This window comes from Kitasatospora sp. NPDC059747, assembly GCF_042732955.1.
Classification (GTDB): domain Bacteria; phylum Actinomycetota; class Actinomycetes; order Streptomycetales; family Streptomycetaceae; genus Kitasatospora.
This window is the reverse complement of sequence record NZ_JBHWGV010000016.1, coordinates 9630-23482: the sequence shown is the minus strand read 5'-3', so window position 1 is coordinate 23482 and position 13853 is coordinate 9630. Positions and strand designations below refer to the sequence as shown.

Annotated in this window: 12 protein-coding genes and 3 pseudogenes; 4 read left to right on the top strand and 11 right to left on the bottom strand. The window is 72.2% G+C overall.

The features are described 5' to 3' along the window. Window positions 1-99 precede the first annotated feature (99 nt). The 4 genes and pseudogenes from ACFV4G_RS09720 to ACFV4G_RS09705 all read right to left on the bottom strand — a co-directional run. Window positions 100-2151 carry a transglycosylase domain-containing protein gene (locus ACFV4G_RS09720; RefSeq protein WP_380438326.1) on the bottom strand — a complete coding sequence of 684 codons (2052 nt, stop codon included), beginning with the start codon at window positions 2149-2151 and terminating at the stop codon, window positions 100-102. A gap of 262 nt (window positions 2152-2413) precedes the next feature. Beyond that, complete coding sequence (locus tag ACFV4G_RS09715) at window positions 2414-3622, bottom strand: serine hydrolase domain-containing protein (protein ID WP_380438324.1); 1209 nt, start codon at window positions 3620-3622, stop codon at window positions 2414-2416. A gap of 126 nt (window positions 3623-3748) precedes the next feature. Further along, a complete protein-coding gene (locus ACFV4G_RS09710; protein WP_380438323.1) occupies window positions 3749-4777 on the bottom strand; it encodes a glycosyltransferase family 2 protein in 1029 nt (342 codons plus the stop codon). A gap of 208 nt (window positions 4778-4985) precedes the next feature. Next, a pseudogene (locus tag ACFV4G_RS09705) lies at window positions 4986-5455 on the bottom strand (SDR family oxidoreductase); the annotation flags it as partial. A 162-nt stretch (window positions 5456-5617) separates the two neighbouring features. Between ACFV4G_RS09705 and ACFV4G_RS09700 the strand changes: the two are divergent. The 3 genes and pseudogenes from ACFV4G_RS09700 to ACFV4G_RS09690 form a co-directional block, all read left to right on the top strand. Further along, a pseudogene (locus tag ACFV4G_RS09700) lies at window positions 5618-5701 on the top strand (LysR family transcriptional regulator); the annotation flags it as partial. A gap of 234 nt (window positions 5702-5935) precedes the next feature. After that, window positions 5936-6142 (top strand): hypothetical protein, encoded by a 207-nt coding sequence (locus tag ACFV4G_RS09695; protein WP_380438321.1) that lies wholly within the window; start codon window positions 5936-5938, stop codon window positions 6140-6142. Between the two features lie 123 nt (window positions 6143-6265). Next, a complete protein-coding gene (locus tag ACFV4G_RS09690) occupies window positions 6266-7237 on the top strand; it encodes a hypothetical protein (RefSeq protein WP_380438319.1) in 972 nt (323 codons plus the stop codon). A gap of 411 nt (window positions 7238-7648) precedes the next feature. On the opposite strand, the pseudogene ACFV4G_RS09685 reads toward ACFV4G_RS09690, so the two are convergent. The 7 genes and pseudogenes from ACFV4G_RS09685 to ACFV4G_RS09655 form a co-directional block, all read right to left on the bottom strand. Next, window positions 7649-8149: pseudogene (locus ACFV4G_RS09685) on the bottom strand (SAM-dependent methyltransferase); the annotation flags it as partial. A 93-nt stretch (window positions 8150-8242) separates the two neighbouring features. Further along, window positions 8243-9094 (bottom strand): substrate-binding periplasmic protein, encoded by an 852-nt coding sequence (locus ACFV4G_RS09680; protein ID WP_380438317.1) that lies wholly within the window; start codon window positions 9092-9094, stop codon window positions 8243-8245. Between the two features lie 44 nt (window positions 9095-9138). Then, a complete protein-coding gene (locus ACFV4G_RS09675; protein WP_380438315.1) occupies window positions 9139-10119 on the bottom strand; it encodes a hypothetical protein in 981 nt (326 codons plus the stop codon). After that, on the bottom strand, window positions 10106-11035 hold the full coding sequence (locus ACFV4G_RS09670; protein WP_380438313.1) for a trypsin-like peptidase domain-containing protein: 930 nt from the start codon (window positions 11033-11035) through the stop codon (window positions 10106-10108). The genes ACFV4G_RS09675 and ACFV4G_RS09670 overlap by 14 nt, the downstream gene beginning before the upstream one ends. Window positions 11036-11045: 10 nt before the next feature. Continuing rightward, entirely contained in the window at window positions 11046-11447 is a 402-nt protein-coding gene (locus tag ACFV4G_RS09665) for a CU044_2847 family protein (protein ID WP_380438311.1), read from the bottom strand. Window positions 11448-11655: 208 nt separating this feature from the next. Continuing rightward, window positions 11656-12387 carry a YoaK family protein gene (locus ACFV4G_RS09660; protein ID WP_380438309.1) on the bottom strand — a complete coding sequence of 244 codons (732 nt, stop codon included), beginning with the start codon at window positions 12385-12387 and terminating at the stop codon, window positions 11656-11658. Between the two features lie 90 nt (window positions 12388-12477). Beyond that, entirely contained in the window at window positions 12478-13137 is a 660-nt protein-coding gene (locus tag ACFV4G_RS09655; RefSeq protein WP_380438307.1) for a sigma-70 family RNA polymerase sigma factor, read from the bottom strand. Between the two features lie 150 nt (window positions 13138-13287). Between ACFV4G_RS09655 and ACFV4G_RS09650 the strand changes: the two genes are divergently transcribed. After that, entirely contained in the window at window positions 13288-13737 is a 450-nt protein-coding gene (locus ACFV4G_RS09650) for a hypothetical protein (RefSeq protein ID WP_380438305.1), read from the top strand. Window positions 13738-13853 lie beyond the last annotated feature (116 nt).

Below are 13853 nucleotides of genomic sequence, written 5' to 3'. Positions count from 1 at the left end.
TCCCGCCTCACGAGAGCGCCCCGCGCGGGGCGCGGCGCGCGCGGGGGGGGGGGGGGGGGGGGGGCCCCGCGACGATCCGACGGCTACGGCAGTCCGCCGCTACGGCAGCGGCACCGTCGTCAGCGTGCCCGCCGGCACACCGCTCAGCGCGCCGTCCATGGCACCGCTCCAGATCGGCCCGGCCAGCGTGCCGCCGAAGGCCTGGTCGACGACGTGGCCGCCGATCCGCTGCCCGTCCAGCGGCTTCTGGACGGCCGTGTCACTGACGACCGTCGCGCCCGCCATCTCGGGGGTGTAGCCGACGAACCACACCTGGCGACTGCCGTTGGTGGTGCCGGTCTTGCCCGCGCTGTCGCGGCCGGAGAGACCGGCCGGCTTGCCGGTGCCGTCCTCGACCACGCCCTTGAGCATCGTGGTGACGGTGTCGGCCGTGTCCGAGGACATCACGGAGGTGCAGTTCGCGTCCGGCACCGCCAGCTGCTTGCCGTCCGGGCCGGTCACCGCGGTGATCGCGGTCGGCTTGCAGTAGGTGCCGTGCGCGGCGAACGTCGCGTAGACGTTCGCCATCTCCAGCGGGGTCAGGGAGTTGCTGCCCAGCGTCATCGACGGCACCACCTGGAGCTTCTCGCCGCCGGCCTGCGCCGTGATGCCCAGCTTGTTGGTCATCTGGGCGACGGAGCACAGCCCGGCGTCGGCCTCCAGCTTCGCGAAGTAGGTGTTGACCGACTGCGCCATCGCCGTCTTCATGTCGAACTGGCCCTTGAGGTTCGGGCTGTCGTTGTGCAGCGACTCGGTCGACGGGAACTTGCCGCCGTTGCAGTCCTTCATCGCCGGCCACGGGATGCTGTAGTCCGTGGTGTAGCTCTGGCTCGGCGCGATGCCGGCCTCCAGGGCCGCCGCCGCGACGATCGGCTTGAACGTCGACCCGGTCTGGAAGCCGGACCCGCCGCCCATCGACTTCTCGACGTTGTAGTTGATCTGGGTCTCGTGCTTGGAGTCGTCGACGCCGTACGGGCGGCTCTGGCCCATCGCGAGGATCTTGCCGGTGCCCGGCTGGACGATGCTCATCGCCGTCGCCGCCAGGTCGCCCGGGTTCACGCCCTTGGTCACCGAGTCGTTGAGCGCCGCCTGCGCCTTGGGGTCGAGCGTGGTGCGGATCTGCAGGCCACCGCGGTTCCACAGCGCCTTCCGCTCGGCCGCGTTCTTCCCGAACGCCGGGTCGGTCAGCACCACCTGGCGCGCGTAGTCGCAGAAGAAGCCCTCGCCCTGCTTGGCCGTGATGCAACCCTGCGGCGACGACTGGATGTTCAGCCCCAGCGGGCTCGCGATCGCCTGCTGCTCCTGGTCCTTGGTGATGTGCCCGAACTCGGCCATCTTCTTCAGCACGGTGTCGCGCCGGGTCTTGGCGTCGTCCGGGTGGGCCACCGGGTCGTAGCCGCTCGGCGACTGCTCCAGGCCCGCCAGCAGCGCGGCCTGCGGCAGGGTGAGGTCCTTCGCGTGGACGCCGAAGTAGCGGTGGGCCGCCGCCTCGATGCCGTAGGCGTGCTGCCCGAAGTACGTGATGTTCAGGTAGTTGGTGAGGATCTGGTCCTTGCTGAGGGTCTCCTCGACCTTGATCGCGTACTTCAGCTCCTGGATCTTGCGGCCGACCGTCTGCCGCTGCGCCTCCTGGACCTTCGCCGGGTCGTCGCCCGCCTCCTCGACGAAGACGTTCTTCACGTACTGCTGCGTGAGCGTGGAGGCGCCCTGGCTGCTGCCCGTGGCGGCGTTCTTGTTCAGGGCCCGGAGGACGCCCTTGAGGTCGATCGCGCCGTGCTCGAAGTAGCGGTTGTCCTCGATGTCCACGAGGGCCGTCTTCACCAGCGGGGAGATCTGGTCCCCCGGGACGATCGTGCGGTCGCGGTCGTAGACGGTGGCGATCACGCCGCCCTGCGCGTCGTAGATCGTCGAGGCCTGGGACAGCGGCGGGGTCTTGAAGTCGTCCGGGAGGTTCTGGAAGTCGTCCGCGGCCGATTGCGCCCCGAGGCCGACGGCCCCCACGGCCGGCAGGGCTATGCCCGCCACGACCACCCCGGCTATGCCGCTCACACCGAGCAGCCGCACACCGGCCCCGAGCTTGTTCACACCTGTTCCCCGCCGCTTCTCTCGCATGTGGCGACCATACGTGCACGACATGAGAGAACCGAACAGAAGTCCGCGCAGCCCTGTCACTCCTTTGTCACAGCCTTGCTACGAGGCGGAATACGGGCCTCAGCAGGGGCGGAACCCGGCCGGGACGGCGGAGCCTTGTGAAGGAGTCGTGCGTACATTCCGGCGTGGTGGCGCACACCCCGGCCGCTCGCTGCGGTCGACTCCGGAGGAGTGGCCACGGGGGCGAGCAGCCGCGGGGGCGCCGACGGCTGGGAAGGGTGCCTCAGGGTGCCAGCGGGTGGTCCGGGGCCAGGAGCTCCGAGATCCGGGCGGCGATGGTCTGCGCCGGCTGGCCGTCCGTCGTCGCGGGGCCCTGGGTGGTGGCGACGGCGATCGCGAGGCGGCAGTCCGGCAGATAGGCCTGGACGGCGGCGTACCCGGGCAGGAACGGGTTCTGCAGCACCCAGCCGTTCCGCACGAACACCCCGAGGCCGAAGTGCTCGGCCTCCGTGTTGGTCCTGCAGATGTCCGCCGGGCAGGTCTTGGTCGCGTGCCCGAGGCCGACCGTCCCCGGGTTCAGCTGCGTCCGGTAGCTGCTGGGCGAGAGCAGTTCACCGGCGCCGATGGCCTGCGCGGAGCGGGCCAGGTCGCAGATGTCGCTGGAGAGGACCGCTCCGCGCGCGGCGGTCCAGGACGGGTTCCAGAAGGTGACCTCCTCGTAGCGGCCGCGCGCCGCGGTGAAACCGTGCAGCACGGGGGTCGGCAGGTCGGGGGTGAAGCCGTTGCGGGTCTGACGCAGGTCGAGGCGGTCCATCACCCGTCGGCGCAGCAGTCCGTCCAGCGGTTCGCCGGTGATCTTCGCGAGCGCCTCGCCGAGCAGCATGAAGTTGGCGTGCGAGTAGCTCCAGTTGGTGCCGGGCGCGTACCAGAGGTCGTGGGCGGTGGAGACGCCGACGAGCTCGGCCTCGGTCCACTCCCGGAACGGGTCGGCGAGGTAGGCGTTCTGGAAGACCGGGTCGGGGACGTAGTCGTGCAGCCCGGAGGTGGTGGAGCCGAGCATCCGCAGGGTGATCTCCTCGGCGTGCGGAAGGTCGGGCAGCCAGCGCGACACCGGGTCGTCCAGGCCCACCTTCCCCTCCTCGACGAGTTGCAGGAGCACCACGCCCATGTAGGAGAACGCCACCGACCCGACGCGGAAGTGCATGTCGGCGGTGGCCGGCACCCCGGTCATGGACTCCCCCACCGCCCCGGTGACCACCTCCTGCCCGTCCACCGTCACCTTCAGCAGGACGGAGTTGAGGTCGAGTTCCTCCTTCGCCCGGCGGACGGCGTCGAGCACCTTCCCGGCTTGCCCGCTCCCCGGGTCGGGCGAGGCGGCGCACCCGTGCCGCGGGTGCGCGGGCCCGGCGGCCGTCGCGGGCCCGGCCGACAGGTGGAGGGTGGAGGCGAGCAGGGTCGCGGTGCAGAGGGCGGCGATGCGCATGCGGGTCATGACCGCACTATGTGCACCGGCGCCCGGCCGTCCGGCCTCCGACACTCGGTGCTACGCCGTACGGGCGGGACGGGCCCGCGGCCGGAGCACGCACGCCACGCCCGGCCCCGGCCCACGGCCCCCGGCTCAGCGGCGGGCGGCCTGGCGGGTGCGGCGGACGATGCGGTGCAGGCGCTGGAGGGCCACGAAGCGCCGCATCCGGTCGGCCAGCGTCAGGCTGTACTTGAGCCGCAGCTGGGCGTTCAGCCCGGCCAGCTGCTCGGAGCCGATGGCCAGGAGCAGCCGGCTGACGTGCCGCTGGTAGACCTCCCAGTAGGGGCGGTCGCCGTCCGGGAGGGACCAGAAGAACATCGGGATCTCCTCGACCAGGCAGTTCCGGTCGTAGGCGCGCAGGTGCTCGGCGAACTGCGGCTCGGGGCGGGCCGTCAGCCATTCCCGGACCAGTTCCATCGAGCGGACCCGGTCGATCAGGCCGCGCGGGTCGGTCTTGCGCTGGGTGATGGACAGCGCGCCGTCCTCGCGCACCCGCCAGTGGTAGATCGGCTCGGAGATGACGTCGACGCGCTCGGCGAGGAAGTGGTGCGGCACGCTGACCGGGGCGTCCTCGTACAGGAGGCCCTCGGGGTAGAGGATGCCCGCGCCGTCGAAGAACGAGCGCCGGTAGACCTTGTTCCAGGCGGTGCGGTCGGTGACGAGCGCGGGCAGTTCGCTGACGTGGGTGCGCAGCCGGGTCTCGCGGAACGGGCGGCGGTGGCCGTGCGAGGGGGTGAGTCCGCTGGTGCGCAGGCGCATGGCGTTGCCGGTGGCGAAGTCGGATCCGGTGTCGTCCAGCGTGCGGATCATGAGCTGGTAGGCGTGCGGCGGCAGGGTGTCGTCGCTGTCGACGAAGGTCAGGTACTCGGTGCCGGGGGTGAGGTGGCGCCAGCCGGTGTTGCGGGCGGCGCCGAGGCCCTTGTTCGTCTGCTGGACCAGCCGGAAGCGGGGGTCCTGCTCGGCGTACGCCTTGGCGAGGAGGGCGCTGTCGTCGGTCGAGCCGTCGTCGACCATGACGCACTCGAAATCCTCGAAGGACTGGCCCGCGATCGAGTCGAGGCACTCTTCGAGGTAGCGCTCGACGTTGTAGATCGGGACGACGACGGACAGACGCGGGGCCATCGGACGGCCTTTCGCTCAGAGGCGGACGGGCCGGGCAGGGCCGGCGATTCCATCACCTACAGTGATCTGCGGTGGCCCCAGTGTAGAGAACACGCGCGACCGTCGGACCAACAGCGGACGGATTCCAGTTTGCGTTCCGGTGCTGCCGTTGTGTCCGTGGCCGGACGTGGTCGACCGGGGTCGAGCCGCGGGGCCACTCCGCCGACGGTCACCAGGGCACGGCCTGCCCCCGGTGGTCGACGAAGTACAGACCGGGCGTGCCCCGGTGCTGCTCGATCGTCCCGGCCACGCCGGGAACGCTCTCCTCCACGCTGAGATCGGCTTCGGGGCCGCCGAGTTCGGTCCGCACCCAGCCCGGGTCCATGAGGATCAGGGTCCGGCCGTCGGCGGTGTGGCGGGCAGCATAGCAGCGCATGAGCTGGTTCAGCGCGGACTTGCGGCCCGGTACAGGTCCTGGCCGCCGTCGGTGTCGAGGGTGAGGCTGCCCTGGTCGGAGGACATGACGCCGATGGTCCCGGCCGGTGCGACCAGCGCGCAGAGCACCTCCACGACGCGCATCGGGGCGAGCGCGTTGGTCACCATGACCTCGGTGAACACGTCCGTCGGGACGTCCCCGATCGGGAAGTCGCCGCGGGTGATCGCGGCGTTGACGAAGAGCAGGTCGAGGGTGCGGGAGGCACCGATGACGAGGGCGGTGGTGCGGATTTCGGTGCGGGTGTCGGTGCGGGTGTCGGTCATGGCCCGAGTCGCCGGAGCGTCCCGGCAGCCGTCCAATGCCCTTCCGTCCGCATTGATGCCGTGCGGGCATCGGTGCAGGGAGTGCATTGATAGCGTGCGGAGCTGGACCTGGATCTGCGCAAACTCCGCTACTTCACCGCGGTCGCCGAGCACGGGCAGTTCGGCCGGGCGGCCCGGGAGCTGTACGAGGAGGCGCGGCGGATCACCGGAGTTCCTGTCCATCGCCACGACGGCGCTGCGCCGCGCTGCCGCCGTGGCGGCGGCGGGCCGGGAATCCGCCTGAACCGCTCGAACGCGGAATCATCCGATCGAGGGATCAACGGACCGGAATACCCGAGGTCCCAGGGGCGGGCAGTACGGTTTGTGCTCCACCGAAGCCGAGTCGAGGTGGCCCGACCGGTGCGACCCGCAGGAGGGGTATTGAGATTTCCCTGGCAACGGGGCGTCTCCGCCGCGTCCATCACGTTCGCGGCCCTGGGCGCGGCCGGTGTCATGACGGCCCCGGGCTCGGCCGACGGGGCCCCCGAGCACGCTGGGCCGAGCAGCGTCCACGGACATCGGAGCGACGACGAGGTCGCCCCGCCCGGCGACGTCGTCAACTACCCTCCCGCGCCGCCCGCTTCCTGACAGGCATGGAAACCTCCTTCCCGGCTTTCCCATCAGTCACGGCTGCTACTTTGAGCATCATCGTATGAGTCTGGTGGCCTGACACATGGTCACCATACGTATCAGGGGGATGCTTTGAAGAAGTTGACGACAAGAGCGGCCACTCTCGCCCTGGCTGCAGGAGCCTTCGCGACGTTCGCCGCCGCGCCGGCCTCCGCGGCCGCGACGGACTGCGGCTCACCCGACGTCGTGGCCTGCTTCACCTACGGCGACCAGCTGAAGCAGACGCCGGAGAACATCGTCCAGGAGCCCGACGGCTCCTTCGACGTGACGCTCTCGCTCGCCCAGCAGGTGGCCCGGGTCGGCACGGACGGCCGGGTGCGGATCCTGGTGCAGATGCCCGTACCGGACGGCACCGGGGGCGGCACGCCGCTGGTGGGCCACCCGGTCACCATGGGCCTGGTCCGGGCCCAGGACGGCACCCTGTTCTTCCTGTACGCGAACGGCGACACGGACCAGACCGGCGTCTGGCGGCTGCGACCGCACACGACGACCCCCGAGCAGGTCGCCCAGCTCCCCAACAACAGTCTGCCCAACAGCATCGCGCTGGACGGGCGCAGCGGCCTGCTCTACATCAGCGACAGCGCCCTCGGCCGGGTCTGGACGGTGCCCACCACCGGCGGGACTCCGACCGTCTTCTCGGACGACGCCCTGCTCGCGGCCAAGGGCTTCGGCGCCAACGGCCTGAAGCTCCACCACCACGCGGTCTGGGTCTCGAACTCCGTCAATGGCACGATCGTGCGGATCCCGATCCTGCGGGACGGCCGGTCCGGCCGGCCCGAGGTCCGGGCGGACAACCTGTCCACCGTCGACGACTTCGCCTTCACCGGCCACGGTGACGAGCTCCTGGCCGCGCTCAACGGCAGCAACGAGGTGGTCCGCGTCCACCCCGGGATCCACCCCGACCACACCTACACCGTCGTCCGCAAGGACGACGGCCTGCAGAACCCCACCTCCCTGGTGATCCACGACGGCACCGCCTACGTGGCCAACGGCGCCTACTTCACGAAGACGACCCCGAACATCCTGGCCATCCACCTCGACGACGAGCACTGACACGTCGCCGAGGCCCCGACGCCCACGGCCGGTCCCCGCACCGGGGCCGGCCGCGGGCCCGGGCGGTGAGTAGCGGCCGGCGGGGAAGTGGGCCCCGCTGGGGCGGGGCGCGCGGGAGGCGGCCACCCACCGGGGGAGGTTCTCCAGCAGGCCCTCCAGGTACACCGGGCCGACGAGGTCGCGCAGGGCATCGGCCTGGCGGCGGGTCTCCTCCTCCAGCCGGACGTAGTGCGCGAGGAGCTGCTCGCTGCGGTCGTCGAAGTCCACGCCGCTCAGGCCGACTTCGGGCAGCCGCTTCTCGTAGTAGCCCGGGGTGGCGAGGCTCTCCACCTGGAGGCGCGCCACCACCTCGCGCAGCGACTCGGGCGCGACGCCGTCCGCCGCCATGACGTCGGTGAACACGAGGTCGCCGTCCGGCCGCAGGACGCGGGCCGCTTCGCTCAGCAGGCGGTCGCGGTCGGGGCTGTGGCAGAACGCCTCCTGCGACCACACGACGTCGAAGTGCCCGTCGGGGAACGGGATGTCCTGGAACGAGCCGGTCACGACCTCGATCAGTCCGTCGAGCCCGCGCTCCGCGTTCGTGCGGCGGTGGCGCTCGTTCTGCGGCTCGCTGATGTTGAGCGCCGTCACCCGGCAGCCGAACGTCCCGGCCAGGAAACGGGTCGGCCCGCCGTACCCGGAGCCGAGGTCCAGCACCGTGACCCCCGGGGTCCGCAGCCGGTGCGCGACCTTCGCCGCCGCCCGTTCGCACGTCCGCCGGGACGCCGTCCCGACCGGCTCGTGGGCGTCGAGGTAGATGCCGGTGTGGATGTTCTCCCCGCCCCACACGGCGGAGTAGAACCCGTCGACCTCACTGCTCCCGTAGTACCGCCGCACCGTCTCCACCGCGTCCGCGATGCTCTCCTCGGCCATGCCGCCGCACCCTCCTCGCGCCGTTCCGCCACCTCCCCGTCACTGTACGTGAGTTGGAAGATCACTCGTGGACGAACCGGCGGACCGTCCCGGTCATTTCGCGCAGAGGTTGTCCGAGGCGCTGATCAGCGGCTGGAAGTCCTGGCGCAGGTTGTCGTCCGACACGTCGGGGCCGAAGGCGAAGTTGCTGCGCAGCTCCGTCGCCCACGCCTGACTCTTGACGTACGCGTCGAGCCGGCCCCGCAGCCACTGGCAGGCCGAGGTGTGCCCCGGGGGCAGTGCGGCGACCAGCGTCTGCACCTTGCCGAACCGGCCCTCCGCCATCGCGTACGGGGCCTGGCCGTTCACCTTGACGTTGACGGCCATGCCGCGCAGGACGAGGTAGTCGGAGACGAAGACGTCCGCGGTGCCGTCGTTCAGCGCCTTCAGGCAGTCGTCGGGGAAGAGGGCGTCGACCGACACCTTGGGCTTGACCTCGTTGTCGATCAGCGCGCGGGCGGTGGTCTTCGCGATCGTGCAGACCCGCAGCGGGGTCAGGTCCTCCTGGCGCTGCACCGCGACCGGGTGCGCGGCCAGGGTGAGGGCGCCGAGCGGCGTCTTCAGGTACGGGCCGGCGAGGTCGAAGGTCTGCTCGCGCTCGGCGGTGTCGGAGATGTCCGCAACGACGACGTCGGCGCCGTTGTGGTTGGTGTTGCCGTCCAGCAGGGCGTCCGCCCAGGTCTGGGCGGAGAGCGGGACAGAGGAGTAGGGCACGCCCGCGTCGCCCAGCACCTTGGCCACCAGCCTCGGTTCGAAGCCCTGGAAGATGCCGTTGGGGTCCTGGACGGACATGCCGGGGGCCGCCGTCTTGAACCCGACCCGGACCGTCCGATCGAACGGCGCCGGCCGTTCCGGTCCGGAGGAGCAGGCGGCGAGCGCGAGCGGCAGGACTGCGGCGGCGGTCACGGCGAGTTTGCGCAAACGGCGTCCGGCGATCACGGCGAAGCCCTTCAGTCCTTGAAGTCGACGGTGTGGATGTTGACCAACAACGTGCAGCCCTTCGGGCTCAGAGTCAGTTCCAGGTCCAACGTCGGCTGGTTCGCGGGCACCTTCGCCCGGACCACCTCGCCCGGCTTCCGGTCGCCCGACTTCCAGCCGCCGATCGTCATCTCCACGGTCGTCTCATGACACTCGCCGCTGTCCGGGTTCTTGTCGCTCAGGTTCAGCGGGATCTCCACGCGCGTGCGGCCGGCGGGAACATTTACCTTGGTGGAGAGGGTGGACGTGCCATCAACGCTCCGTGAGAGCTCCTCACCGTTCCAGCGCACCGACACCGGCACCGCCGGCCGGTCGCCGCCCGCCGAGACGATCGCCCAGACCACCATCGCGAGAACGACCGCGCCGACGCCGCCGGCCAACCACCACGTGCGGCGGCTCCGCGCTTTCGGCTCCCGGGGCTCCGGTTCGTCGCCGTGGGGCGTCGGAATGGCGATCGTGACGGAGCTCGGAAGGCCGGGAATGGAACTGCAGAATTCCCGGACCTGCGCCTCCGACCCGCCGACCACCAGCCACGTGAACTCGCTCAGCGGGTCGGGTACCCCGGGCGCCGTGCTGCTCCCCCAGCCCTGCGCCAGCAGCAGACCGCCGTTGTCCAGCAGCCATTCCTTGAAGCCGTCCGGGTGCCGCGAATCGAGCACGGCGTTGAAGAACCGCAGCCAGGAGACCGCTCGTTGGCCGCCGGCGAGACGCCGTGCCTCCTCGTAGAGCGCCTGCCGGGCGGCGGGCGCGTTGCTGTGCCGGATGCACGACCGGGTGATCCGGGTGAGGTGCGTGTGCGTCGCGTTGTCGAACGTGACCTCGAACTCCACGACCCCGGGCGCCTCCCGGATGCTGTGCACCAGATCGGCGCGCCGGTCCCCGTTCTCCAGCAGCGGGATCTCCTTCAAGGCCGCCGCCAGGACGTGCACCGCGCGCTCGTCAAGCTGCCGCATGTGTGCCCCCTCCACAGCTCGTCGCGAGCAGGAGCTCCAGGTCGCCCACCGCCCGGTGCCCGCCGGCCAGCCGTCGGACCGCCGCGACCAGGGCGCGGAGCGCGTCGCAGGGGGCGAGGTTGTCCAGGCAGGCGCCGGCGATCAGTTCCAGGTGGGGCAGGGCGAGCGAGTCGCCGCGCGGACGGATGCCCTGCTCGGCGGGGAGTGTGTCGTTGATCCGGCGGACGAGGTCGTGGCGCACCCGCTCGTCGTCCAGCGCCGGTATTCGGAACAGCGCGTCGGCCCACTCCTGGCGGCCCGCCATGCGGTACGCGGCAGCCGGGCTCGCGGTAGCCGTCGGCAGGTCCAGCAGCGCGCGCAGCTGCCCGACCGGGGTCATCCACCCACCCACCGGGTCGCCGTCGTCCTCGGTCCCCTTGACCACACCGACCACCTGCCCGCTGCCCGGGGCGACCACCATGCTCCCGCTGAGCCCCTTGCGGATCCACCCGTTCACGAGCCGGACGAAGCCGCCCGACAGCCCGGCCACCGTCAGCCGAGCGGTGTCCGGCTGCACGCCGTCCGCCGGGGTGGCCGTGGTGAAGCCGTGCGCGGAGAGCTCCGTACCGGCCGGTGCCTCCGTCGCGGCGAGGACGGCGACCGGCCGCCCCTCGCGGACGGGTGTGCGCAGCACGGCGAGGTCGGGCGCGGGGTAGTAGGCGCTGCCGGCGGGCCGGTCGGGCGGCCACAGGTCGACGGAGAGGACCTCCTCCGCGCCGAGCGCGCCGTGCACCGTGACCGGCCGGCGTCCGTGGACGACGTGGGCGCAGGTCACGACGAGTCCGGGGGCGACGAAGAAGCCGCTGCCCAGGAAGGTCGTGGCGCCGTCGGCGAGCCAGACGGCGGGGTCGTGCGGGCCGCCGGCTCTCAGGACCACGCGGGCCGCCCTACGCGGCGGTGGGGGTGCCGGAGCCGGCGCGGTCCCAGGTGAGCCGGACGTTCAGGCTCGCCTCGCCGCCCGCCTCGGCCAGCACGCCGATCAGCCGCCCGGCCTGGACGGAGAGCGTCACCCCGAACTCCACCTCGAACGAGGACGGGTCGCCGCACTTCACCGCGGTGTCCTTGGCCCACTGGCCGACGGCCTGGACGGTCTCGCGCACCTGGTCGAAGGTGTGCCGCACGGCGGTGGAGACGGCGCCGGCGTCACCGGAGTCGCGGCCGGGGCGGCCGTCACCTCCCGGCCGGGGGTCGCGGACGGCGGCGTAGACGGTCGTGCCGTCGCCGAGGTGGACCTCGATCGTCTCGGGGGTGGAACCGGTGGAGCCCGCGGAGCCGGTGGGGTCAGCCATGCACGTCACGTCCCTAGGAGGTCGAATTGCGGTGCACATGCGCCTGGTCCGGTCGCGTCCGATCAGAAGTGTGACTGATGAGGCGTCAGGTCCGGTGGCGGCTAGTCAGATTAGCGCATCCAACTATCCTCGCCTGCACGCACCGTGCACACCCGTCACCGGATCGTTACCGCGGACGAACGGAGCGGCCCGGGCAGGGCAGGAGCCCTCAGCCCGTCGCCGCCGGAGCGTCGCCGTCGGCGGGCCGGAGGCGGGGAGCACGCGAGTACAGCGCCACGACCGCCGCCTCGAAGCCGGCCACGGCGAGCAGCCCGGGACCGGCCCCGAGCCGTAGCAGCAGCGCCCCGCCGATGCCGCCGAGCAGGATGCCCGCCACCGTCGCCACCCGGCGCATCCGGGTCAGCCGGGGCACCGCCCGTACGGCCGGGCGGAACGCGAGGGTGTCCACGATCGCCTTCACCAGGGCCGTCTGCAGGACCGTCGTCGGCATGTCCGGGATCCGCGCCTGGTCCATGATCCGGCTGTGCCAGCCCATCGCGACCGCCAGGACCGGGACGAGGAGGCCCACCCCGTGCGTGGGCAGCCGCTCGGCGCCGTCGGCGGCGATGGTGCAGGCCCCGGCGGCGGCGATGAGCGCGGCCTCGGTGCCCAGCATGGACACGAACCAGCGCCGGCCCTCGCGGAGCCGGCCCACGATCACGCGATCGGCCAGCAGCACCCCGGCCGTGAACGCCCCCAGCGCCGCCGCCGGCGCGGCGAGCGGCGTCCCCGCCGTACCCGCCACCCCGAAGCCGAGCAGCAGCACGTTCCCGGTGGCGAGCGCGGCGAAGACGTGCCCGAGCCCGAGGTAGGTGATCGCGTCCACCGCGCCGGCCACCATGGTCAGGGCGAACATGACGCCGGCGATGAGCGCCTCACCGCGCCCCGGAGCGACCCTCATGCGGCCAGCCTGCCCCGGCCGTCGCGGGTGCGCCGTCCGTGCGGCTCCTTCGGGGGACTCCCGGGACTGGCGGTCCGGTCCCGCCCGGCGTCAGTCCAGGAGCCGCCGGAGCTCCGTCTGGGCCCGGGTGACGAGCGCCTTCGCGGTGTGGCCGGAGACGCCCAGGGCCCGGCCGACCTCGCGGAACGAGCGCTCCGGCTCGCCGTCCAGGCCGTAGCGCAGGACGAGCGCGTCGGCCTCGCGCCGGTCGAGACGTGCCAGGGCCTTGCGGGCGACGGTCGCGAAGTCCCGTGCCACGGCCGAGCGTTCGGGATCGGTGAGGCCGAGGCCGGGTGCCGCCGGTTCCTCGTCCTCCTCCGGCGCGACCGTGCGCAGCTGCCGGTGGAGCGCGGCCACCGTGCCCGGCGAGATGCCGAGTGCCGCCGCCGCCAGGCCGAGGTCGTCGGCGTTGTCCCGGAGGGCGCCGCGCAGTGCCACCGTCCGGCCGACCAGGTCGGCGGGGACGACGGCCGGGAACTCCTGCTGCGCGATCGCCCGCTGGATCTCCTTCCGCACCCACGTGTGCGCGTACGCCGCGAAGGGTGCGCCGCGGTCCGGGTCGAAGCGGTGGGCGGCGATCAGCAGGCCGAGGATGCCGGACTGGCGGAGGTCCGCGCGGTCGAGGTGCCAGGTGCGGTAGCGGGCGACCTCCCGCTCGACCAGGTGACCGTGCGTGGTGACGAGCCGCTCCCGCACCTCGTGGTTGCTCATCGTGCTCCGTCTCCCCGGGTCGGGCCCACGTCCTGCTGTCACCGGGTACCGATACCGGGCGGCGCGCCGAATGCGAGGTTCGCAGCGCCGCGGTTTCCCGGTATCACCTCCGGCGACACGAGAACCGCACCGAACCGAGAGGCCCGCACCATGTCCGACACCACTGCTTGGAAGCCCCTGGCCATCGTCCCGTACGGCGCCGTCCTGCACGTCCCGGCCGGCTGGGAGGCGATGCCGCCCGTCCCGGCGAACGGTCCGGAGATCCTGCGGGCCACCGGCGGCCCCGGCCGGAACCTGATCGTCTTCAAGGTCCCGGCCAGGGACATGACCGCCGAGAAGGTCGCGGACGTCGCCCAGGAGAAACTGGAGGCCCACGGCTACGGCGACTTCACGCGCGCCGAGGCCCGGTTCGGCGGACGCCAAGGCGTCGCGCTGGACTTCCTCACCCGGCACGGCAGCGGCGCCGTCATCTACCGCACCCGGGAGTACTTCGCCGTGCGCGGCAACGCCGCCTTCATCCTCGGCATGGGCAGCGCGACCTGGGACGAGCACCTGCCGCTCATCGAGGAGATCGCCGCGCGGTTCGAGCTCACGGACTGACGCGCCGCGGCGGGCCCCCGGAATACCCCCCGGCCCCCCCGGGCCCCCCCCGCCGGCGGCAGACCGGGGGCCGCCGGCACCGCGGCGCGCGGGGGGGGGGGGTGGGTGGACCCCGA